General features: G+C 41.7%; 19 protein-coding genes. 14 read left to right on the top strand and 5 right to left on the bottom strand.

Annotation, left to right across the window (positions count from 1 at the left end; translation table 11 throughout):
- Window positions 1-24 precede the first annotated feature (24 nt).
- The 9 genes from ftsB to rpoS are packed head-to-tail and all read left to right on the top strand — an operon-like array spanning window position 25 to window position 6,380.
- Window positions 25-312, top strand: a complete 288-nt coding sequence (gene ftsB / locus CWC04_RS01745; protein ID WP_004586182.1) for a cell division protein FtsB — start codon at window positions 25-27, stop codon at window positions 310-312.
- Window positions 302-1,003: a 2-C-methyl-D-erythritol 4-phosphate cytidylyltransferase gene (gene ispD / locus CWC04_RS01740; RefSeq protein ID WP_138684457.1), complete on the top strand. Its 702-nt coding sequence runs from the start codon at window positions 302-304 to the stop codon at window positions 1,001-1,003. The genes ftsB and ispD overlap by 11 nt, the downstream gene beginning before the upstream one ends.
- Window positions 1,000-1,497 carry a 2-C-methyl-D-erythritol 2,4-cyclodiphosphate synthase gene (gene ispF / locus CWC04_RS01735; RefSeq protein WP_138684456.1) on the top strand — a complete coding sequence of 166 codons (498 nt, stop codon included), beginning with the start codon at window positions 1,000-1,002 and terminating at the stop codon, window positions 1,495-1,497. The genes ispD and ispF overlap by 4 nt, the downstream gene beginning before the upstream one ends.
- A complete protein-coding gene (gene truD / locus CWC04_RS01730; protein ID WP_024033116.1) occupies window positions 1,494-2,543 on the top strand; it encodes a tRNA pseudouridine(13) synthase TruD in 1,050 nt (349 codons plus the stop codon). The genes ispF and truD overlap by 4 nt, the downstream gene beginning before the upstream one ends.
- Window positions 2,524-3,288, top strand: coding sequence for a 5'/3'-nucleotidase SurE (gene surE, locus CWC04_RS01725; protein WP_054982722.1), 765 nt, complete (start codon window positions 2,524-2,526; stop codon window positions 3,286-3,288). The genes truD and surE overlap by 20 nt, the downstream gene beginning before the upstream one ends.
- Window positions 3,278-3,916, top strand: coding sequence for a protein-L-isoaspartate(D-aspartate) O-methyltransferase (locus tag CWC04_RS01720; RefSeq protein WP_138684455.1), 639 nt, complete (start codon window positions 3,278-3,280; stop codon window positions 3,914-3,916). Before surE ends, CWC04_RS01720 begins: the two co-directional genes overlap by 11 nt.
- Window positions 3,917-3,925: 9 nt before the next feature.
- Window positions 3,926-4,504 (top strand): YqaA family protein, encoded by a 579-nt coding sequence (locus CWC04_RS01715; protein ID WP_138684454.1) that lies wholly within the window; start codon window positions 3,926-3,928, stop codon window positions 4,502-4,504.
- A 41-nt stretch (window positions 4,505-4,545) separates the two neighbouring features.
- Window positions 4,546-5,370: a peptidoglycan DD-metalloendopeptidase family protein gene (locus CWC04_RS01710; protein ID WP_024033115.1), complete on the top strand. Its 825-nt coding sequence runs from the start codon at window positions 4,546-4,548 to the stop codon at window positions 5,368-5,370.
- A gap of 35 nt (window positions 5,371-5,405) precedes the next feature.
- On the top strand, window positions 5,406-6,380 hold the full coding sequence (rpoS, locus tag CWC04_RS01705; protein WP_024033114.1) for an RNA polymerase sigma factor RpoS: 975 nt from the start codon (window positions 5,406-5,408) through the stop codon (window positions 6,378-6,380).
- 132 nt (window positions 6,381-6,512) lie between these two features.
- On the opposite strand, the gene mutS is transcribed toward rpoS, so the two are convergent.
- The gene (gene mutS / locus CWC04_RS01700; RefSeq protein ID WP_126007961.1) at window positions 6,513-9,098 is read right to left on the bottom strand and encodes a DNA mismatch repair protein MutS; all 2,586 of its coding nucleotides are present in this window, start codon (window positions 9,096-9,098) and stop codon (window positions 6,513-6,515) included.
- A 21-nt stretch (window positions 9,099-9,119) separates the two neighbouring features.
- On the opposite strand from mutS, the gene CWC04_RS01695 reads away from it, so the two are divergent.
- Window positions 9,120-9,611: a CinA family protein gene (locus tag CWC04_RS01695; RefSeq protein WP_004586192.1), complete on the top strand. Its 492-nt coding sequence runs from the start codon at window positions 9,120-9,122 to the stop codon at window positions 9,609-9,611.
- A gap of 65 nt (window positions 9,612-9,676) precedes the next feature.
- Window positions 9,677-10,720, top strand: coding sequence for a recombinase RecA (recA, locus tag CWC04_RS01690; protein ID WP_004586193.1), 1,044 nt, complete (start codon window positions 9,677-9,679; stop codon window positions 10,718-10,720).
- Window positions 10,721-11,055: 335 nt separating this feature from the next.
- Here the strand turns inward: recA and CWC04_RS01685 are convergent, their stop codons facing one another.
- Window positions 11,056-13,182, bottom strand: coding sequence for a TonB-dependent siderophore receptor (locus CWC04_RS01685; RefSeq protein ID WP_096739201.1), 2,127 nt, complete (start codon window positions 13,180-13,182; stop codon window positions 11,056-11,058).
- Window positions 13,183-13,598: 416 nt separating this feature from the next.
- Entirely contained in the window at window positions 13,599-14,768 is a 1,170-nt protein-coding gene (locus CWC04_RS01680) for a DcaP family trimeric outer membrane transporter (protein WP_004586195.1), read from the bottom strand.
- 418 nt (window positions 14,769-15,186) lie between these two features.
- Here CWC04_RS01680 and acs point away from each other — a divergent pair, with 418 nt between their 5' ends.
- The 3 genes from acs to CWC04_RS01665 all read left to right on the top strand — a co-directional run bounded on the left by acs (window position 15,187) and on the right by CWC04_RS01665 (window position 19,754).
- Window positions 15,187-17,127, top strand: a complete 1,941-nt coding sequence (gene acs, locus CWC04_RS01675) for an acetate--CoA ligase (RefSeq protein ID WP_024033109.1) — start codon at window positions 15,187-15,189, stop codon at window positions 17,125-17,127.
- A gap of 104 nt (window positions 17,128-17,231) precedes the next feature.
- Window positions 17,232-17,882, top strand: a complete 651-nt coding sequence (locus tag CWC04_RS01670; RefSeq protein ID WP_004586197.1) for a response regulator transcription factor — start codon at window positions 17,232-17,234, stop codon at window positions 17,880-17,882.
- Between the two features lie 276 nt (window positions 17,883-18,158).
- Window positions 18,159-19,754, top strand: coding sequence for an AbgT family transporter (locus tag CWC04_RS01665; protein ID WP_126007954.1), 1,596 nt, complete (start codon window positions 18,159-18,161; stop codon window positions 19,752-19,754).
- A gap of 309 nt (window positions 19,755-20,063) precedes the next feature.
- Here CWC04_RS01665 and purU read toward each other — a convergent pair whose 3' ends face one another.
- Together purU and CWC04_RS01655 are read right to left on the bottom strand one after the other, a co-directional pair.
- Complete coding sequence (gene purU / locus CWC04_RS01660) at window positions 20,064-20,894, bottom strand: formyltetrahydrofolate deformylase (protein WP_024033106.1); 831 nt, start codon at window positions 20,892-20,894, stop codon at window positions 20,064-20,066.
- Between the two features lie 296 nt (window positions 20,895-21,190).
- A complete protein-coding gene (locus CWC04_RS01655; RefSeq protein ID WP_138684453.1) occupies window positions 21,191-23,077 on the bottom strand; it encodes a hypothetical protein in 1,887 nt (628 codons plus the stop codon).
- Window positions 23,078-23,403: the final 326 nt, after the last annotated feature.

The raw sequence follows: 23,403 nt of genomic DNA, 5'->3' as shown, positions 1-23,403 counted from the left end.
TCAAAAACGAATAGGGAGTGTTAAATGCGGTTTTTTCAGCTTGGCCTGTTGTGCTTAGCACTGTTTATACAATACCGACTTTGGTTTGGTCATAACGGGGTGCAAGACTATACGCGTTTAAAAGCAGCCGTGGCTTCTCATCAACAAACTAATGAAAAACTAATTAAGCGCAATAAAGTACTTACCGCCGACATAGAAGATTTAAAGCTTGGTCAAGAAGGCATAGAAGAGCGCGCTCGTAACGAATTAGGAATGATTAAACCGGATGAAACATTTATACGTGTTTTACCGGGCAAACAACATGAAAAATAATAATTCAATAGCTGCCATTGTACCTGCTGCCGGCGTAGGCAGCAGAATGCAGCACAGTGCACCTAAGCAGTATATTAAATTGGCAGGAAAAACTATTTTAGAGCACACGCTCTGTAAGCTTTCGCAATTACAAAGGTTAAGCCAAATAGTTGTAGCTGTTAGTCAAACTGACCCTTATTTTGACTCGCTTGCGCATATAGACTCGCGAATTTTACGCGCGAACGGCGGGCAAGAGCGAGCAGACTCAGTGCTTAATAGCTTATTATTTTTAGAAAATAACCCTCCTGAATGGGTGCTGGTGCACGACGCAGCCCGCCCCTTAGTCACTATTAACGATATTGAAACCTTAATAGCGCATTGTATAGCCGACGACGAAGGCGGTATTTTAGCAAGCAAAGTAAAAGACACCATAAAGCGTGGTAACACGCATAGCGAGCAAACCGTGCCTCGTGATGATTTATGGCAAGCGCTTACGCCGCAATTTTTTAAATATGACGAGCTTAAAAGTGCGTTGCAACGTGCGCTTTGTGAAGGCGTAACTATTACCGATGAAGCCAGTGCCATTGAGTGGGCAAATAAACCCGTTAAGCTAATTGCAGGGCGCAGCGACAATATTAAAATAACCACGCCGGAGGATTTAGACCTGGCGGGGTTTTTATTAAACAAACAACAAAACGAGCAAGCATTATGATTCGAATTGGCCATGGTTTTGACGTACACAAATTTGGTGGCGAAGGCCCAATAACAATTTGCGGCGAAAAAATAGATTACCCGCAGGGCTTTTTAGCACACTCAGATGGCGATGTTGCTATTCATGCATTATGCGATGCTATTTTAGGCGCGTTGGCAATGGGCGATATTGGTAAGCATTTTCCGGACACGGCGAGCGAGTATGAAAATATAGATAGCCGTATTTTACTTCGCCATGTTGTTAGCCTTGCCAAAGAGCAAGGTTATGTACTGGGCAATGGCGATGTCACTATTGTGGCGCAGGCTCCTAAAATGTTGCCACACATCCACGCTATGCGCTCTAATTTAGCCAGCGATTTAAATTGCGAGCTTTCACAAATCAATGTTAAAGCGACCACCACCGAAAAGCTCGGCTTTGAAGGGCGTAAAGAAGGTATTTCTAGCCATGCGGTGGTTATTATGAGCAAAGCGCCTGAGAGTACAGCAAGCGCATGAGCGATTTAAATTACCTATACGGTGCACCGCTTTCAAAAGCAGACTTTAAAACCGTTGCTGAAGATTTTATGGTTGATGAAGACCTCGGCATAGAATTTACCGGCAGTGGTGAGCATGTATGCTTACAGATCGTTAAAAAAGGTGAAAACACGCAATACGTGGCCAAGTTAATTGCACAAAAGGCTGGAGTGTCACCGCGCGAAGTAAGCTATGCCGGCATGAAAGACCGTCACGGCGTGTGTAGCCAATGGTTTAGCGTAAAAGTACCCATTAAAAAGCATATTGATTTTAGTGAACTCAATAGCGACAGCATTTTTGTGGTTTCGCAACAGCGCCACGAACGTAAATTACGCACCGGTTGCCACAAAGGAAACCGATTCACTATTACGCTTCGTAATGTAACCCAGCCGCTTGATATTTTATGCCGCATTAATGCTGTACGTGCCGGTGTGCCTAACTACTTTGGCGAGCAGCGCTTTGGCCGCGATGGGCATAATTTAGTTATGGCCGAAAAAATGTTTGCCGGCGAGCGCATTCGCGATAAAAAACTACGCGGTATTATTATCTCCGCTGCCCGTTCACATGTATTTAATCAAATAGTGAGCTTACGTGTTAAAGAGCATGGGTTAGCTAAAACCATGCACCGTGAAGTATTTATGCTAAGCGGTAGTAACGCATTTTTTGAAGATGCAATAAGCGATGAAAACATAGCACGTTTAGCCTCTGGCGATATTATGATGTCGGCTCCTATGGTTGGTAAAAGCGAAAAGGGCTTAACTGATCAAGAAAAAATATGGCTAAAACCATACCAAGCATGGTGTGAGGGCTTAGGCGAATTAGGCCTTAAAAATGAGCGCCGTATGCTGCGCCTCATTCCGCAAGATTTAACCATAGAAACACTAGACGAAACGACTTTAAAATTAAGCTTTGGATTGCCTAAAGGGTGTTTTGCTACCGCACTTTTACGTGAGCTGGTGGATTACACCGATGCAAGCCCTAATGAGCGAAAAGAAAAGGACAGTCAAAATGAAGATACTGCTAAGTAACGACGACGGTGTAAACGCTAAAGGGATTGCTGTTTTATACCAGGCTCTTACGCAAATTGCCGATGTAACCCTTGTAGCCCCTGATCGTAACTGTAGTGGTGCCAGTAACTCGTTAACGTTAATAAATCCACTGCGCTCTACCACGCTTGAAAACGGCTTTATATCGGTTAATGGCACACCTACTGATTGTGTTCATTTAGGGGTTAATCAGTTAGTTGATGAAACGCCTGATTTAGTCGTAGCAGGTATTAACCACGGCGCTAATTTGGGCGACGATACATTGTATTCAGGCACTGTGGCAGCGGCGACCGAAGGGCGCCATTTAGGCTTGCCTGCTATTGCCGTGTCGCTTTGCTCGCACCATGGTGAGCACTTTGAAACCGCAGCAGCTGTGACCGTTAATATAATTAAAGGGCTGGCATCGCACCCCCTGCCTAAAGATCAAATTATCAATGTAAATGTACCCGATATACCTCTAACTGAGCTAAAAGGGGTGCAAGTTACGCGTTTAGGCGCTCGACATAAAGCCGAAACCATGACCAAACAAACGGACCCATGGGGGCGTGATATTTTTTGGTATGGCTCGCTTGGTATTGAAAGCGATGCCGGAGAGGGTACTGATTTTTACGCTGTTAATAATGGCTATGCTTCAGTTACACCGTTAAGCGTTGATATGACAGCAAAAGAAAGTATTGAAGCGGTTGGGCAGTGGTTAGCTGAAATGGAGATAAACCGTGCTGGCTAATTACTCGCGCAGTGCTATTGCGCTTTCTAAGCTATTAGAGCAAGAAGGGGTAGAAGACAAACAGGTATTAAAAGCCATTGCAGATATACCACGTCATGCCTTTATTGATGATGTACTAAAACACAAGGCGTACGAAAACACGGCGTTGCCAATAGGGCAAGGGCAAACTATTTCGCAGCCTTATATTGTGGCGCGTATGACCGAGCTGCTTCATTTGGCTGGCGTACGCGACAAAGTGTTAGAAATTGGCACAGGCTCTGGTTATCAAACCGCAGTGTTAGCCAAATGTTTTAATAAGGTGTATTCGGTCGAGCGTATAAAAGCACTGCAATGGCAGGCTAAACGCCGTTTACAGCAACTTGATTTATACAATGTAACCATGAAACACGCAGATGGCTGGCAAGGCTGGCAATCACAGGCCCCGTTTAATGGTATTATAGTTACCGCGGCAGCATTAAAAGTACCCCAAGACTTACTTGCACAACTAGCTAATGGCGGTGTACTCCTTGCCCCCATTGGAGAGCAAGAACAAAAATTAACCATGGTTATTCGCCAAGGCGATAGCTTCACAGAGCATGTTATTGCACCAGTACGGTTTGTCCCTCTCGTCCCTGGTGATATTGAATAGGAATTCACGTTGAAATTGTTTACTAAGTTATACGATATGGCCCTAGTGTGGGCAAAACACCGCTTTGCTGAGCGCTATTTAGCAGCCATGAGCTTTGCTGAGTCTGTTTTTTTTCCGGTACCACCGGATGTAATGCTTGCTCCTATGTCGCTTGCTCAGCCAAGTAAAGCGTGGCGCTTTGCAAGCTTTGCAACAGTTGCTTCAGTACTTGGGGGGATTGTAGGTTACTTTTTAGGTTACTGGTTATTTGAGCCTGTTGTACAGCCCTTTATTGAGCAGATGCACTGGCAAGAAAAGTTTGAAACAGCGCTTACATGGTTTAAAGAGTATGGCGTGTGGGTGGTATTTTTAGCGGGCTTTTCACCTATCCCTTATAAGGTATTTACTATTGGTGCAGGGGTATTACAAATGGCATTTTTACCATTTTTAATAGCGTCTGCCGTTGGCCGTGGTGCGCGTTTCTTTTTAGTTTCTGCTTTAATGAAGTGGGGCGGGGTTAAAATGGAGCAAAAATTACGTCAATATGTTGAAGTACTTGGCTGGAGTTTAGTTATATTAATAGCGGTTGCTTACTTTTTATTACGCTAACAAGCAAAAGTAGTACTTTTTAAATTTCGGAGCAAAACACCTTGAATAGTCAGTACGCATTATATGTAATTGTATTTATTGTTGTTTTGCTTTCGGGGTGTTCATCTCGCCATATACCTGCTCCAGTTAGTAGCCTCAATACTAATGTTAATGACTTTCAAAAAGGCATTAACATTAATGGCAATAAATACACAGTACAAAAGGGGGATACTTTATATTCCATTGCCTTTAGTGCAGGGCAAGATTTTAGGTCGCTTGCAAAAAACAATTCAATTCCATCACCTTACGTTATTTATCCTGGGCAAGTTGTTTCGCTTGCAGCCACCACTAGCCATGCGCTTGCTAGCAATTCACCCGTTAAACAAAAAATAACATCCACTAAAATAAAACAAAAAACTAACAAAAAATTAAAGAAAAATCTTGATCAGCCGAAACAACGAGAGTATGTTCGAAAACAAGCCAATGAAATAGTTAGTAATGCTAAACCTTCGTCGAGCAGTAAAGTAAAGTGGTTTTGGCCTGCAAAGGGCAAAGTGACTAAACGCTTTTCTAATAAGGAAAACGGTTACAAGGGTTTACAGATTACTAACCGTACAGGGGCTTCAGTTTTAGCCGCAGCACAAGGAACGGTGGTGTATGCGGGTAATGCGCTTCGAGGGTACGGTAATTTAATCATTTTGAAACATAATGATGATTACCTAAGTGCTTATGCACATAACTCGAAACTACTTGTTAGAGAAAAGCAGAAAGTTAAGGCAGGACAAAAAATAGCAGAAATGGGCAAGTCAGAATCTTCGGTCACTGCGCTTCGTTTTGAAATTCGCTACCGTGGGCAAGCTGTCAATCCTGCTAAATACCTTCCCTAATTTTTAGGTATTGATAATTGCTCGGGAGAAGGCTTATGGCTAACGCAGCAAAACTTGACAAAAACACCACCGACGAAAAATTTGATGACACCGCAGTAGAAGAAACTGCAGCATTACTTGAAGAGGTTGATAACGAAGAAGAGATATTTGCAAAAGAGGAAGTAACTAAAAACCTTGATGCAACCCAACTTTATTTAGGAGAAATTGGTTTTTCTCCCCTACTTAGCGCTGAAGAAGAAGTCTTTTTTGCCCGCAAATCGCTACGTGGATGTGAAGCATCTCGCAAGCGTATGATTGAAAGTAACCTACGTTTAGTTGTAAAAATTGCCCGCCGTTATAACAACCGAGGATTAGCACTTCTAGATTTAATTGAAGAAGGTAACCTAGGTTTAATTCGCGCTGTTGAAAAGTTTGACCCAGAGCGCGGTTTTAGATTTTCGACTTATGCAACGTGGTGGATACGACAAACAATTGAACGCGCCATTATGAATCAAACGCGCACAATTCGCCTGCCAATACATGTAGTTAAAGAATTAAATGTTTACTTGCGTACAGCACGCGAGCTGACACAAAAGCTAGACCATGAGCCAACTGCTGAAGAAATTGCTGAAAGCTTAGGTAGACCCGTAGAAGACGTAACTAAAATGCTACGCTTAAACGAAAAAATTGCCTCTGTTGATATGCCAATTGGCGGTGAGAACGACAGCGCACTGTTAGACATTATTGCCGATGAAAAAAGCGCAGGCCCTGAGGGCGAAGTTCAAAACAATGATATTAACAAACATATTGTCGATTGGTTAGGTGAGTTAAACCCTAAACAACGTGAAGTATTAGCGCGTCGCTTTGGTTTACTTGGCTATGAGCCATCAACACTTGAAGATGTTGGCCGTGAAATTGGTTTAACGCGAGAGCGCGTAAGACAAATTCAGGTAGAAGCATTACGTCGTTTAAAAGATATTTTACAACAAGAAGGGTTAAGCACAGAAAGTTTGTTTGACCAGTTCTCGTAACTCCCTTTTATACTGTCTATGTGTTTAAAAGCTGAAGGATAAAACCTTCAGCTTTTTTTATATCTTACGACCCCCAAGAAATACTATTTACAGTATTATCAGCCTCTTAACCACCGCTCAAGTTATCTATGTTTAAAGTAGTGCTTTTAATTTATAAAGAAGTTCGTGTGCTTGACGCGGCGATAGATTATCAGGGTCAATGGCACTGAGCTGCTCCTCAACCTCTGAAGGCTCAGGCGCAGGTAACTCATTAGCAAATGAAAACGCCTGCTGCTCAGCATTAGGCGCTGTTACACTCTGGTGGTTTTCGAGCAGTTTAAGCTTTTGCTTTGCTTGGGTTATCACGGCTTTAGGCACGCCGGCAAGCGCTGCGACCTGTAAGCCAAAGCTTTTACTTGCTGCACCATCAAGCACAGTATGCATAAATGCAATGGTGTCGTTGTGCTCTATGGCATCTAAGTGCACATTCACCAGCCCAGTTTTTTGCTCAGCAAGTTCCGTTAATTCAAAGTAGTGCGTAGCAAATAATGTTTTAGCAGATATTTTTTGTGCCAGATGATCAGCCGTTGCATAAGCAAGCGACAAGCCATCGTAGGTACTGGTGCCTCTGCCTATTTCATCCATTAATACCAAAGATTGCGCAGTTGCATTATTTAATATTGTGGCGGTTTCGGTCATTTCTACCATGAAAGTAGAGCGACCAGAGGCTAAATCGTCGCTTGCACCAATGCGAGTAAATATACGGTCAATATTACCAATTTTTGCACTATCAGCAGGGACATAACAGCCAATATGCGCCATCAATACGATAAGTGCTGTTTGGCGCATATAGGTTGATTTACCACCCATGTTTGGACCGGTAATAATCAACATTTTACGTTGGCTATTTAGCTCCACAGGGTTGGCAATAAAAGGTTCTTTCATTACTTGCTCTACCACGGGGTGGCGACCTTGTTTAATACTTATATTGTCATCATCGCATAGCTGGGGTTTAGCATAGTTAAGCGTTTGTGCTCGCTCTGCTAAGTTATTCAATACATCTAAATCAGCTAATGCGCCAGCCATCATTTGAAGCTGTTCAATATGCGGGGCTATAAACTCAAATAGCTCTTCATATAATTGTTTTTCAAGCGCAAGAGCTTTTGATTGGCTGCCAAGCACTTTGTCTTCGTGCTCTTTTAGTTCAGGTATTATGTAGCGTTCATTATTTTTAAGCGTTTGGCGGCGAATATAATCAGCAGGTACTAAGTGTGAATTTGCACGACTTACCTCGATAAAAAAGCCATGTACCTTGTTATAGCCAATTTTTAATGTGCTGATCCCGGTGCGCTCTCGCTCTCTAAGTTCTAGTTGCTCAAGTATATCGGTAGCGCCTTTACTCAAGTTTCGCCATTCATCGAGTTCGCTGTTGTAGCCTGGTGCAATAACGCCCCCATCGCGAATTAGTACTGGTGGGTTATCAATAACAGCACGCTCAAGTAAAGCTTGTAGTTCAGGTAGCTCTGGAGAATGGCGAACAATGCTAGCGATACGCTCATCATTAGCATCGTTTAATAATGCGTGCAGTGGTGCGAGTGCTTGTAGGGCACTGCGCAGTCGGGTTAAATCTCGCGGGCGTGCAGTGCATAAAGCAAGTCGTGCTATTACGCGTTCTATGTCACCAATTTCTTTTAATGAATCGTGTAACTCGCCATATAATTGCACATCTAAAATAGCGCTAATGGCATTTAAACGTGAGTTAAGCTCATTTTTATTACGCACAGGTGTATGAATGCGGCGTTTAAGTAAACGCGACCCCATGGCCGTAGCGGTTTTATCAAGTACCTGCGCTAAGGTGTTTTCAAAGCCGCCCGATAAATTAACGGTTAGTTCTAAATTTTTGCGTGTTGCCGCATCTAATATAACTGCGTGCTCGTTATGCTCAAGCGTAATAGCGCGAATGTGAGGTAGCGCAATACGTTGTGTATCTTTTACGTATTGCATTAAACAACCCGCAGCGACCAAAGCAGCATGCGCTTTATCTACACCAAAACCAACTAAATCTTTGGTGCCAAACTGCTCGCACAGTAAGTGTTGCGCGGTGTCTAGGTCAAACTCCCACTCAGGGCGTCGCCGTGCCCCTTTTATATGCTCAATTAAATGTGTGTTTTCAAAGCTTTCACAGTATAAAAGCTCAGCGGGTGATAAGCGCTGTAGGGTTGAAGTAAATGCTTCGTCGGTGTTAACTTCAACTACGTTGAAGCGCCCTGAATTTATATCAAGGTAGGCAATACCGTATAGCCCTTTTTTATTTTGCCATACGCTAGTGAGTAAGTTATCTTGGCGTTCTTGCAATAGCGCTTCATCTGAAATAGTACCCGGTGTAACGATACGTACGACTTTGCGCTCTACTGGCCCTTTACTGGTTGCAGGATCGCCAACTTGCTCACATATAGCAACCGATTCGCCCATTTGTACTAAACGAGCTAAATAGTTTTCTACTGCATGATAAGGGACACCCGCCATAGGGATTGGATCGCCGCCGGCTTTACCGCGATGCGTTTGCGAAATATCGAGTAGTTGGGCCGCGCGTTTAGCGTCGTCAAAAAAGAGTTCATAAAAATCCCCCATACGATAAAACAATAAAATATCGCGATGCTCTGATTTTATTTTTAGATACTGCTGCATCATAGGGGTTTGTTGTTTTATAGTGTGCGGTGCATAAAGATCAAACGACATGTATTTACCCAAAGGCTGAATATGGAATTACATCAAGAGATTAAAACACTTGCTGCGCAATTGGGCGTTATTTTAACGGATAAACGCTTATGGATCACTACCGCTGAATCATGTACTGGAGGCGGAGTGAGTTATGCGCTTACAGATACGCCAGGTAGCTCAGGTTATTTGGGCCGCGCATTTGTTACTTATAGTAATGAAGCTAAGCATGAACTGCTTAATGTGGCCAATACTACGCTAGAGCAATTTGGTGCGGTGAGTGAGCAAACAGTAAAAGAGATGGCTTTTGGTGCCGCAAGCGTTGCCAAAGCTGATGTTGCCGTGGCAATTTCGGGCATTGCTGGGCCAGGTGGCGCTACGTCCGATAAACCAGTTGGCTTTGTGTGGTTTTGCATACAAATTGCCAATGAACAATTTACGTTTAAGCAAATATTTAACGGCGATAGAGCGCAAGTTAGAATGCAAGCTATTGAATTTGCATTGAAAAGCACTATCGAGAAGATAAAATTATAAATTTCACTTGATACTGTGATTTCATACAGTATACTTGTTCGCATTAGCCGGATTTGGAGAACAGAATGAACGATAATAAACAAAAAGCGCTGGACGCTGCACTATCACAAATTGAGCGTCAATTTGGTAAAGGATCAATTATGAAACTGGGCGATAACAAAGCCCTAAATATTGATGCTGTATCTACAGGCTCACTTGGGATTGATATTGCTTTAGGCATAGGTGGTTTGCCTATGGGGCGTATTGTTGAAGTGTATGGCCCTGAGTCTTCAGGTAAAACAACGCTTACTTTGCAAGTTATCGCGCAGGCTCAAAAAGAAGGCAAAACATGTGCCTTTGTTGATGCTGAGCATGCTCTTGATCCGGTATACGCACAAAAGTTAGGTGTTAACATTGATGAGCTGTTAGTGTCTCAGCCAGATACCGGTGAGCAAGCATTAGAAATTTGTGACATGTTAGTACGTTCAAGTGCTGTAGATGTTGTTATTGTCGATTCTGTTGCAGCGCTTACACCAAAAGCTGAAATTGAAGGCGACATGGGCGACTCGCACATGGGCTTACAAGCACGTTTAATGTCGCAAGCACTACGTAAGCTTACAGGTAATATTAAACGCTCAAATACGCTATGTATTTTCATTAACCAGATTCGTATGAAAATTGGTGTAATGTTTGGTAACCCTGAAACAACAACAGGTGGTAATGCACTTAAGTTTTACGCATCAGTGCGTATTGATATTCGTCGTATTGGCTCTGTTAAAGAAGGCGATGAGGTAGTCGGTAACGAAACCCGCGTTAAAGTAGTTAAAAACAAAGTTGCACCACCGTTTAAACAAGCTGAGTTCATCATTATGTATGGTGAAGGTATTTCTAAACAAGGTGAGTTAATTGATTTAGGTGTTAAGCACAAAATTGTTGAAAAAGCAGGTGCTTGGTACAGCTACAATGGCAATAAAGTAGGCCAAGGTAAATCAAACTCTATTAAGTTTTTGAAAGAAAACGTAGAAATTGCAGATGAAATTGAAGGTAAGTTACGTGATATGTTGCTATTAAAAGCAACGGTTGAGCCAGAAGATGGCGAAGACGTATTAGGCGCTGAGTCTGACCTTTAAGTGTAAACGTTCTCTAAGCTTGATTTGACCCGAGCTTTAAAAGGCGCTAACCAGCAATGGTTAGCGCCTTTTTGTGTTTAATGCACGCTAAAACGATAACCTTACAGGCTTTAATAGATGCAGTTTAAATAGCACTTAGCCATATTTACAGTGAGGCTGGCTAACAAGTTCGCGTTTTAATTGAGGCGCGTAATAAAAGCATGGTATTGCAATTACTTTGCATAAAGTAGATAGCGCAAGGAAGGGGATAAGTGCTTTAACTTAAAGGGGCTTAAAACAAAAACGGCACTAAAAAGTGCCGTTTAAATTTAAAAGCCGTACTTTAAAAAAGCGACTTATAGCTGCCAGTTTACCGATAGCGCGTAGTTACGCGGCGCACCGTAATAACCTTGAGCCCAGTATAGGCTGTGTAGGTATTTTTCATCTGTGGTGTTATTAACGTTAAAAGTAACCCCAACGTTTTCTGTAATTTTGTAGTTAGCCATTAAATCAAGAATACCGTAAGCATCTTGGTTTGTGGTTACAAGTGCAGCGCCGGTTGCATCTTCAACTTGTACGCGGCTAACAGAGTCTTGCCAACGATAATTTGCACCAAATGTTAAGCCTTCAACAAATGGTACTTGGTAAGTTGCAGCAAGTTTTAGCTGGTTCTCTGGCGTGTAATCTTCAACTAAATCATCACCATCAATACTTAAATTACTAAAGCTGATGCTCGCACTTAAATCCTCGGTTACTTTACCACTTAATTCAATTTCAAAACCGTCACTGGTGATACCATCAGCACCATAATAACGAGTATCGCTTGGTAATGAGTCAGGTAATGCAACAGCTAGGTTTTCTTGTTTTGCATCAAAGTAAGCAAAAGTTACAAATACTTGGTCGTCTAAAAGCTGTGCTTTTAAACCAATTTCGCTACTTTTACCTGTAATTGGCGCCAATTGCTCAGCATTAATATCAAGCTCTTTTTGTGGCACAAAGGTCTCTGTGTAACTTGCGTAGGCTGAAAGCGATTCATTAAAGTCATACACAGCCCCCACATACGGAATAACTTCGCTGTCGTTACGTGTTTGTTCTACACCATAAGCAGTGCCGGATGTTTCCCAATCAGTGTAACGTACACCTGCTAATACGCTTAGCGGAGCGCTTAATTTAATGCGAGTAGACATATAAGCTGATTGCTGTTTGTTTTCTATGTCACTGCCATTTAAGCCATCAGCAAGGGTTGCTTCAGGTACTACGCCATCCCACGTATCAAGCGAAGGCATTGCTGGGAAGCCGTTACCCGTGGTGTAATCGTAAAGCGACTGCTCGTTGTAATCCATTTTTGCTTGGCTAACACCAAATGACAGGTCGTGTTCTTGGCCAAATAAATCAAATTTACCGCTGGCGTATAAATCAAATAAATCGTGCTTATCTTCGTAGTCGTAACGGCTTGCGTAACCTGTTAAACCAAGGCCAGTTTCGCTATCAGGTGTGCCATATACGTAAAATAGTTCTGAGTCTTGCTCGTTTTCTATGTGTGCGTAACGCGCTGTTGCAACCCACGTAGCCGATAGGTTTTGCTCAAGTGTTACATATACTTGCTCTGCGCTGTTATCCCAGTAAGACCAATCAGATGCCGTACTTGTAGAGGCGTCGTAGTTTGTTGCTGTGCCATCGGTGTAATAAAGAGGGAGTGCGCCCCAAAGTGGGCTATCGGCATCTTTTTGTTGGTTAACATAGTTGATGCTTAATGTCGTGTCGTCGGTTAGCTTGCCTTCGTAAGCAAGATAAGCAATTGTTTTATCTGTTTCGTAACGATCTAGGTATGACTCCGCTTTTTGCTTGGTAAATACGGCGCGTACAGCGTGGTCGTCGTTAATTGGCGTTGAAACATCTACCTCTAAACGCTTGTTGTTCCATGAACCATACGATGCAGATGCATGCGCTTGAGTTATGTAAGTTGGTTTTTTTAATACCATATTTACGGTTGCAGATGGGTTACCTGCGCCAGTCATAAGGCCGTTTGCACCACGTACAATTTCTACACGGTCGTAAATAGACGTATCTAAAGTGCCCTGAATAGAGCCTGAGCTTTGTGGGATGCCTAAACCATCAACCTGAAAGTTTGTTATTTCAAAGCCACGGGCTTTAAAATAAGTACGGTCAGTTTCTATTTGCTCTACAGTTACACCGGGGGTGCTCTCTAGCACTGAGTTAATATCATCTAGTGAAAAATCATCCATTAAAGCGCGAGAAACAACAGAAATACTTTGTGGGGTTTCTTTGATTGTTAGGCCTAATTTTGTAGCAGATTGCGCATCTTCTGTGATGTAGTTTTTATGATGCTGGCCATATACTGCTATTTTTTCTAATGAGTCATCTGTATTTGTTGTAGTTTCTTGTGCAAATGCATGACCAGATAAAACAAGTGAAGTAATAAGGCTTAGCTTAGATAAACGCAAAATTTGTTGGGACGACATGTGTTTTTCCAATAGGTTCAAAAAAGAAGTGCATAACATAATCTAAATGAGAGTGATTTTCAATAACATGTTTGTTGTTTGTGCAAAATAATTAGTAGTTATCCGAAATTGTGGGGATTTAGTGGATTTTAGCAACTAAATAGCCGCTTAGTTTAGCGCTAAGGTAATATCCCTTAATCGCAAAGAGAGTGTTATTTCTGTGCAAACTTTTATCTGAGCTCTACCAAATGCTGCTATTTAAGCTTATTTAAGCTTATTTAAGCGCTAACCGTGTTTAATTTACTGAAAATCTCAGACAAAAAAGCATTCTTAAATACCATTACTACCACAGTACTATTAAACCTTTTAAGCAGAGTTCAAGTTGTATAGCTAAAAAAAAGCGGCCTAAGCCGCTTTATTGTGATCACTATGTTTAATTAAAAATTGTATTTTACAGAAAATTGTAAGCGCTCTAAATCGCCGTCAATACCACTTTCTGTTTCGCGCTCGGCATGTTTAAACTCTGCACCAAATGTTAAACGCTTAACCGGTGAGTATAAAATATTTGCACTAAAGCTTTGGCTTGATTCAACAGGGTCACCTGATATTGTTAATAGATCGGTGTTGTTGTCAGCACTAAAGAAAGAATATAAGAAAGTTGAGCGCCACTGGCTTGTCCATTTATGTTGATAAGCAACAAAACCAGATGTTGAGTCTATTGCATCTAGTTCATCGCCATTAAGCACTGCACCATGGGCAACATTTAAGCCCACGTAACGGCCAAGGCCTTTACCTTGAGTAAGCATAAATTTAAGGTAGTCTTCGCCAAAATTTACACGGCCCGAAGCGCTAATACCAAACGAGGTTTCATCAGCGTCAACATCGCCTACTTTATAAGTAAGTTGGCGAGCAAGTGCTGCAACTACAAAGTTACCCCAATCGGCATTGTGTGTGTAGCGCGCAGTAAAATCAGGAAGTGACGCATCATCTGTTTCTACACGTGCGCCACCTTGAGTGGTAATTGTGCTTTCTGGGTTTTCTAGTGAGAACGACCAAGCACCGGTTGTGTACTTAATTTGCGTTTGGCGAACAAAAACAGTGCCTTCAGCAGGGCCTACAAAATCAAGTGTTTCTGCAAGTGCACCCACGTTTTGAAAGTTTGACCATGTTTGACCAAATAACCAGCCATCGTAAGTTACAAATGCATGGCGAATACGTGGCGCATAAGAGTTTGATACGCGCTCGTTACCGCCAGGGGCTGAAGCTAAAAAGTCTAACTCAATTTTAGTTTTAACTGTTTTACCGTTATCCATTAACGTTGACGTACCAAAGTTAAAACGTGACTCACGTGCATGCATATCAAATACGGCATCCGAATCATCGTCATCGCCTACTGGCAGTGTGCTTGGTACGTAAAAATCACGCCCTACATTCGAGCCATCAGGAGCGCCTGCAGAGTAATCACTCCACATTGTATCTAGCTTAATGTATCCGCCGTAAGTAAATTCGGTGTTACCTACTTTAGCTGCAGTTGCCGCATAAGCCGTGCTTGTTAAAGCACATAATACAGCACTCGCTGCAAGAGTTTTTAATGGGGTAAATTTCATTGTGGTGTCCTTTAAAGGCTACTTGTTGTTTGTTGCTTTTTAAACGTTCAAATGTATTACTTGCTACAGGTATTACTTACGAATAAAAATTTATTTATCTTGCATCACGCTACGAGTTCGTTAAATAAGTGTTTAACTTGCATGGCTGCATCATTATTTTAATGTCCGAAAACCACTTTTAAATATGTGCAAAATTTACTCAATTACCTATTGGTCTATAAGACGAAGGTTTAAGAGTAATTCAATGGCCACTTACTTATATTTAACATACTGTATTTCTATGTAAAAAAGTCATGAGCGGCGAGATTATAAACCACAAAACGTTAATTAGAAGGGTTGTACAACTAAGGTCTAATACTTAATAAAGTACTGCTGAGTAATCCTTTAATCATGGCAAGTTATTAAAATGGAGACTGAGATGTCACAAAGTATCTATCCTGTTCCTGCACATATTGAAAAAACGACGTTAGTTGATAACGAAAAATATAATACACTCTACAAACAGTCGATTGATGACCCACAAGGGTTTTGGCGTGAACATGGTCAGCGCTTAGATTGGTTTACTCCGTATACTAAAGTAAAAAACACCTCATTTGATAAAGGCCATATCGATATAAAATGGTACGAAGATGGAGTTTTAAATGCCTCTTATAACTGTATTGACCGCCATTTAAAAACCAAAGCCGATAAAGTTGCGCTTATTTGGGAAGGAGACAACCCAAACCAAAGTGAAAACATTACCTACCAACAATTACATGATGAAGTGGCACGCTTTGCTAATGGTTTAAAAAAACTGGGCGTACAAAAAGGTGACCGAGTTGCTATTTATATGCCGATGACGCCGCAAGCAATTTACGCCATGCAGGCCTGTGCACGTATTGGTGCTATTCACTCGGTTGTATTTGGTGGTTTTTCGCCCTCAGCCATTGCAGATCGAATTAAAGACTCTGGCGCTAAAGTGGTGATCACATCCGATGAAGGCCGCCGAGCTGGTAATTGTGTTCCTTTAAAAGCGAATGTTGATGAAGCCGTAGCACAAGAGTCGGTGACAAGCATTGAACACGTTATTGTACATCAGCTAACCGGCGGCGAAGTTGATTGGAACGAGCACGATATTTGGTGGCATGAGCTTGTAGCCGACCAACCGGCGCAGTGCGAACCGGAGCCAATGAATGCAGAAGATCCACTCTTTATTTTATATACTTCGGGCTCTACCGGCCAACCAAAAGGGGTTGTGCATACTACAGGGGGTTACTTAGTTTACTCATCAATGACCCACGAATACGTATTTGATTTACAAGAGGACGACGTATATTGGTGTAGCGCCGATGTAGGTTGGATCACCGGCCACAGCTATATTGCTTATGGCCCACTGGTTAATGGCTGTACGCAAGTGGTATTTGAAGGCGTGCCTACCTACCCAACCGCAGGGCGTATGGGAGAGGTGATTGATAAGCACGGCGTAACCATTTTATACACTGCACCAACCGCTATTCGAGCGTTAATGGCTAAAGGCGATGAGCCAACCGCGTCATCTAATCGTCAAAGTTTACGCATTTTAGGCTCGGTGGGTGAACCCATCAACCCTGAAGCATGGACGTGGTATTACGAAAATATTGGTAATGCTAATTGCCCAATTGTAGATACGTGGTGGCAAACCGAAACGGGCGGCATTATGATCACCCCGCTGCCTGGTGCCACCCAAACTAAGCCAGGTTCAGCAACGCATCCGTTTTTTGGTATTGCGCCGGCTCTATTTGATGCAGAGGGTAATACACTAGAAGGTGCCGTTGACGGTAATTTAGTGATATTAGATAGCTGGCCTTCACAAGCGCGTACTGTTTATGGCGACCACGAACGTTTTGAACAAACCTATTTTAGTGCTTACCCCGGTGTTTACTTTACAGGTGACGGCTGTCGTCGTGATGAAGATGGCTATTACTGGATCACAGGGCGTGTTGATGACGTGCTTAATGTATCAGGGCATCGCTTAGGTACCGCTGAAATAGAAAGCGCGCTAGTAGCGCATGAAGCTGTAGCAGAGGCCGCAGTAGTCGGTTATCCGCATGATATTAAAGGCCAAGGTATTTATGTTTACATTACGCCAAATGAGGGCGTTACTGTAAGTGATGAGCTGACAACTCAAGTACGTAATTGGGTACGTAAAGAGCTAAGCCCAATAGCTTCCCCTGATATGATTCAATGGTCGCCAGGCCTACCAAAAACGCGTTCAGGTAAGATTATGCGTCGAATTTTGCGTAAAATAGCCGCAAATGAACACCAACAGCTCGGGGACACATCAACACTTGCAGACCCAACCGTGGTAGATGAGCTCATAGAAAACCGATTAAATCGTTAAATGCGCGTTAAAAACTTGATTACAAGTTGATTCTAAACGTAGTATATCGGCTGTCAGTAAGTACTTTATACCTTATTGGCAGCCGAATTTATTAGGAGCGAACCATGAGTCAGTTTTTAATAGCGGATGATCATCCGTTATTTCGCGAGGCACTAAAAGGAGCATTAAGTGCTAAGTTTGACGATTTAGAGGTATTTGAATCATCAGATTTTGACAGCACACTGCAAGTACTTAGCGAACAAGAAGATCTTGATATATTACTGCTAGATTTACACATGCCAGGTAATGGCGATTTATATGGCCTGATCCGCATTCGCGAAGACTACCCAAGCTTACCCATAGCGGTTGTCTCAGGGAGTGAAGACATAAACATAGTGTCTAAGGTAATGGGTTATGGCGCAATGGGCTTTATTCCTAAGTCATCATCTTCAGATGATATTGCAAATGCTATAAACCAAATACTAGAAGGCGATACGTGGCTTCCAAAAGAGTTAAAAAATAAAGTAGCTGAAATAGAAGGAGAAGACAGAGAAATTGCCGCGCAGGTTGCATCGTTAACGCCGCAGCAATATCGCGTATTGCAATACCTTCATGAAGGGTTACTAAACAAACAAATAGCCTACGAACTACATATTTCTGAGGCAACAGTCAAAGCACACATTACCGCAATTTTTAGAAAACTTGGCGTTTATAACCGTACCCAAGCCGTTCTTATTGCAGCTAAATTACAACTAGAACCAATAGAGCAAGCTTAAAATATTAAAAGCGCTAAAATCTGTTTATCGTTTAGGCAAAGCCGTGCCTAGCTAATGAGCTTATTGCCTGTTAATAGGTGATAAGCGCTTACAAATACCTGATATGCGCTGCTCTGGGTGATATGGCAAGACTGAATAAACTTCAATCCACAAAAGCCAATACACTCAAAGCAGCGCTTTTTAAACTTAAAACCTACACGTCATTTACCTTTTATACATGATCTCTTTTGCAAACAATGCTAGGTTAGCGCAATTTTGTAATTTATAGAGCCAAGTATGACAGACTCCACACACTCACCTAATAATCAACCTAAAGACAATAACGGCTTATTTAATCGCTTTTTAGCAACCGTTGAGTTTTTAGGAAATATGCTTCCTCATCCCATTACTTTATTTGCGATATTTGCAGTTTCAATTGTGCTAATAAGTGGTATTGCCGATTGGTTTGGGCTAAGCGCAATTGACCCAAGACCGATTGGGGCAGCAGGGCGTGCGCCTGATGGAGTAATTGAAGTTGTTAGTTTACTCAGTGCTGAGGGGCTACAGCGTATTATGGCTGGCTTGGTTACTAACTTTACCGGTTTTGCGCCTTTAGGCACAGTATTAGTGGCACTACTTGGGGTCAGTGTTGCAGAGCATTCAGGGCTACTCTCTGCTGCTATGCGAGGCATGGTTATGGGCGCGTCAAAGCGTTTAGTTACCTTTATGGTGGTGTTTGCGGCCATAATGTCTAACACAGCTTCTGAGCTTGGCTATGTGGTGTTAATTCCGCTTGCAGCCATGATATTTCATAGTTTGGGGCGCCACCCTTTAGCTGGCTTAGCGGCTGCATTTGCTGGTGTTTCTGGCGGCTATAGCGCTAACTTACTACTTGGCACAATAGACCCATTATTAGCAGGTATAACTACGCCTGCAGCACAAATGATTGACCCAACGTACGAGGTTGGCGCCGAGGCTAACTGGTATTTCATGATGATATCAGTATTACTTATTGCCGCACTGGGTACACTCGTAACCGAAAAAATAGTAGAGCCGCGTTTAGGTAAATATAACCCCGATGAAGCCAGTATCGACTTGTCACAAAACAATATTGATACACTTACCACGTTAGAAAAAAACGGTCTAAAATGGGCGGGCGTTGCTCTGTTAGTGGTGCTGTCGTTATTTGCTTGGACGATTATTCCTGCCGATGGTATTTTACGCCATCCAGAAACAGGCCAAGTGGCAGGCTCGCCTTTTTTAAAAGGAATAGTCGCAATTATATTTGTAACTTTTAGTGTGCCAGGCTTTGTTTACGGGCGTGTTGTTGGCAGCATGAAAAACGATAAAGACATTATTAACGCAATGAGCAAAAGCATGAGCTCAATGGGTTTATATATAGTATTAGTATTTTTTGCAGCCCAGTTTGTGGCCTTTTTTAAATGGACTAATTTAGGCACTATTTTGGCAATTAATGGTGCAGCACTATTACAAGCGTTAAACCTTACCGGCCCAGAAGTGTTTGTATTGTTTATATTAATGTGTGCAATGGTTAACTTGAGTTTAGGCTCGTCATCGGCGCAGTGGGCGATTACAGCCCCTATTTTTGTGCCTATGCTTATGCTTATTGGTTACGCGCCAGAAACCATTCAAGCGGCGTATCGTATTGGTGACTCTGTGACTAACTTAATCACCCCAATGATGAGCTATTTTGGCTTAATTTTAGCGGTAGCAGTTAAATATAAAAAAGACATGGGTATAGGAACGTTAGTGGCCACTATGCTGCCATACAGTATTGTGTTTTTTATCGGTTGGGTCATTTTATTTTACGTATGGGTGTTTGCTTTAGGCTTGCCAGTAGGGCCTGAGTCACCTATTTATTACACACCTTAATGGTGGATGCCAATTTACAATTAAATACGGTGTCGGATAAAACACAGCTACAGCTAATATCTGACTCTAATTAAGCTGTTAGGCATAAAAAAGCCAGCAAAAGGGGAGAGCCCTGTTGCTGGCTTTATAGTATGTAAAAAGGTGTCTTATACCAATCCGCAATAATACTTAATCATTTTCAGGGGCTAAACGTGTCGCTATCTGCGTTAAAAAATTCTCATTTAGAGCAACTAAATAGCGAATTTTTTGCCTTGCTATCAACACGTTTATCCATCCTCAAAATAGATCACTTAATTATGCGCAATGGTATTAGCTAAATACCACGGTTTTATTACCGTTAATAAATAGTTTGTGTTCAGAAGCTAGTTGTAAGGCTTTACTAAACACGGTTTTTTCTACGTCTTTACCCATTTTAGCCATCATTTCAGCGGTATTAGCGTGCGTTACGCTGGTAACGTCTTGTAAAATAATAGGGCCTTCATCTAGCTCATTATTTACAAAGTGAGCCGTAGCACCAATAATTTTTACGCCGCGCTCAAATGCTTGATGATACGGTTTAGCGCCAATAAAGGCCGGTAAAAACGAGTGGTGAATATTAATAATTTTGTTCTCAAAGCGACCCACAAACTCAGGACTTAGTATGCGCATGTATTTTGCTAAGCCAATAATGTCAGGGTTATAAGAGGCAATTAAATCACCTACTTTTTCATCATGCTCGGCGCGACTTAGGCCTACGTGCGAAACAACATGAAAAGGCACATCAAAGCCTTTTGCTAATGGCTCTAAATCTGGGTAGTTGGCAATCACAGCTAATACTTCAATATTTAACGCTTGCTCAAACTGTTTAAGCAATACAGACCCTAAGCAATGTGCTTCTTTTGTTGCAAGCAGTACCACTTTAGTTTTTGTATCATCATGTAGAGCAAGTTGTGCACCCTCAGGTAATAAAGCGCGTAATTGCGATAAAAAGTCACTTTGTGGCTCGCCGGTTAGTTCAGTGCGCATAAAAAAGCGCTTGGCGTCTTTATCTACAAATTCGTTATTACGTGTAATATTTAAATTGTGCGCGTGGCAAAGCCCTGTAATTTTGGCAATTAGGCCTACATCGTCGGCACATTGGGTGGTTAGTATATAGCTCATTTTCCTCATTCTTACCCAGTTTATAATTGCTTCATTATTTGGTTTTTAACGCATAAAGCAAGGGGTTTATGCGTAAATTTAGAATTAATCGGTCAAATAGGTATAAATGATTCAATAAAGTGAAGGACAATTAAAAATACGTTAATAATAAGGCAGATAAACACCATAAATTTTAACAAGCTGGTATTTAAAAAAGGTTTAGTGGTAAGTATTTAGTGCGCGCACGGTTTGTAACCTAGTTACCTAGATTAAAACCGCGGCGCAGTTTAGCTTTTACAAATATAGCAAAGCGATTATTAAGCTTTAGGCTCTGGTGTCAAGTTCTCTTCTTGCCTTAGGTAACCTGCGGCCTCTTCATCCTCTTTTGTTATTGCTTGCTGAGTAGGTATTGCACGGGTTTGTTGGTTTAATTGATGTATTTGCGATGCATTGCCTAAATCGCGCTCACTGGTAATTGAAGCAATCGATTCGCGGTCTTTTAGAAAGGCAATTACATCATTTTTAATGGCTTGTAATTGACCTTCATCTTTGTGCATTTCCATTATATGGCGAGGATGCTCAAGGTTTTTCATACCGGTGGCAGCAAACGTGCTCGTAATAACACGAGAGACAATGACCCATGGCGTGATACTGCTGCGCACTAAGGTGTTTTCTGAGCGGGTGCTGTCGTGAATACCTGTCCCCGTTGAAATTTTAGATTCGGTAAATGTGCCTTCACATTTAAAGTACACAAGTAATGATTCAAACTGCATTTCGGCAAAAAATAAATGAGCACAGTTAGCCAGTAAACGAGCAAAGGCTTTAATAATCACTGCTATTATTAAAATATGAACACTGCTCATTAGTAAGCTACTAAACTGTATAACGTTTTGATTATTAAACGCTTGCTGTAAATTATTAATATTAGCGCTATCTATGTAGTAATAAATATCTATTAATGAATAGGCTAACCACACCGTTAATACTAATGCCACAATATAAAGTAAATTAGCACTTATTAGCGCAACTAATCTGGCTAGGGTAAAGTTTTTACCTAGCTCCATAGCATGTAGTTTAGGCTGAACCTCTTGAATCATTTCGCCTTTAAAACCGCCTTTACCCTCTATTTGCTCTTGCAATTTGGGGTCTAGCTCTCGGTAAACTCTATTAGGCACTTCTTTGTAGCGTCTATTTGCCATGACAAGATTATCAAGGTTTATAAATACTTCATCAGGGTGAACAGACTCTTGCCAGTTTTCACGTAATTCTGACACTTCGGCGGTAGGGGTCACTGCGTTTAAGCGTGCTTTGATCATTGTAAATACTAATGCGCAGCTTAATGTTGCTAATATAATAATGGCAATGAGGTATATGCCAGAATGCAAGTTTGGCAGTTGTGCCAGCCACGCGTCTATTTCTTGTTTGCTGATATGTTGCTCTTGCATTAGCCACGACATAGAAAGGCCAATAACAATAGGCAAAATAAATGACAACGAAATAATTTTAGCTAATGTACCGCCTCCCAGCGCTTCAATGTTTCTTTCAGCATTGCGAGAGATAGGTTTGCTACTTGAGCGCCAAGAAAAAAGCACATAAAACATTAAAATAGCACTGTAAACCGGAAAGGCCAATTCGCCAGCTTCCCCAGTAAAGCCCGACAGCGAAACAAACGCTACAAGCCCATAAGCAACTAAAGCAACAAGCGTGCTCACCCATGAGCCAAATAATCGCTGCGCTACATTTCGAATTGGGTAAGGTAAAAATAACAGTTTGGGAATTAAGCTGTGTAACAAACGAGATAAAAATCCGTTAGGCTCTTTAAAGGTACTGTTTTTACGACCAACCAGCATTTCTTCGAGTGATTGGGCGTTATAGGCTACTTCTTTTTTTTCTTCTTGCGCGGTAGAGCTCTCAGACTTACTAAAATTATACGCAAGCGATGTAGGGTGGTTTCTACCTACAAAGTATTTTAAGGTGGCATAAATACCTGACGATAAAGAGCGAATACCCAGCGCTAAAATAAACATGCCAAATAGCATTAAAACCCAGCCTGCGGTGGTGCTTTCTTTCACCGAGCTTGCAGCTATAACAAGTAAACTTACGCCTGCTACCGACTCAATAATACCTCTTAGCGCGGTTACTTTACCTTCCAACTTAAAGGGGTTTTTTAACCCAAGATCAATAGAACCATAATCAAATGCCATTGTATGCTCCTTGTAAACAGCACATTATTTAAGGGGGGTTACCAGTTTTGCAATAATACTTAATCATTTGCGGGCCCAAACCTAGTGTTAGCTATGTTTTTCCGGGCTCAAATAGACTAATTAATTAAGCGAGTTGGTATTATTATCCGTGTATATTTTGGCCAAAATGAGCATAGCTAAACGGTACCAAAAGGTGCAGTTTATATACTTAAGCAGGTAATTAAACTAAACGGATTTTTATATTATTGTTCAATTTTTGATTATATATCAATAACGTTGTTCAGTTTAAGGTTATTTTACAGTGATACATTTATTGATGGTGGTTT

Origin of the sequence: Pseudoalteromonas sp. S2893 (assembly GCF_005887105.1) — a bacterium.
GTDB classification, from domain to species: Bacteria; Pseudomonadota; Gammaproteobacteria; order Enterobacterales; family Alteromonadaceae; genus Pseudoalteromonas; species Pseudoalteromonas atlantica.
This window is presented reverse-complemented; position numbering and strand designations above follow the sequence as displayed.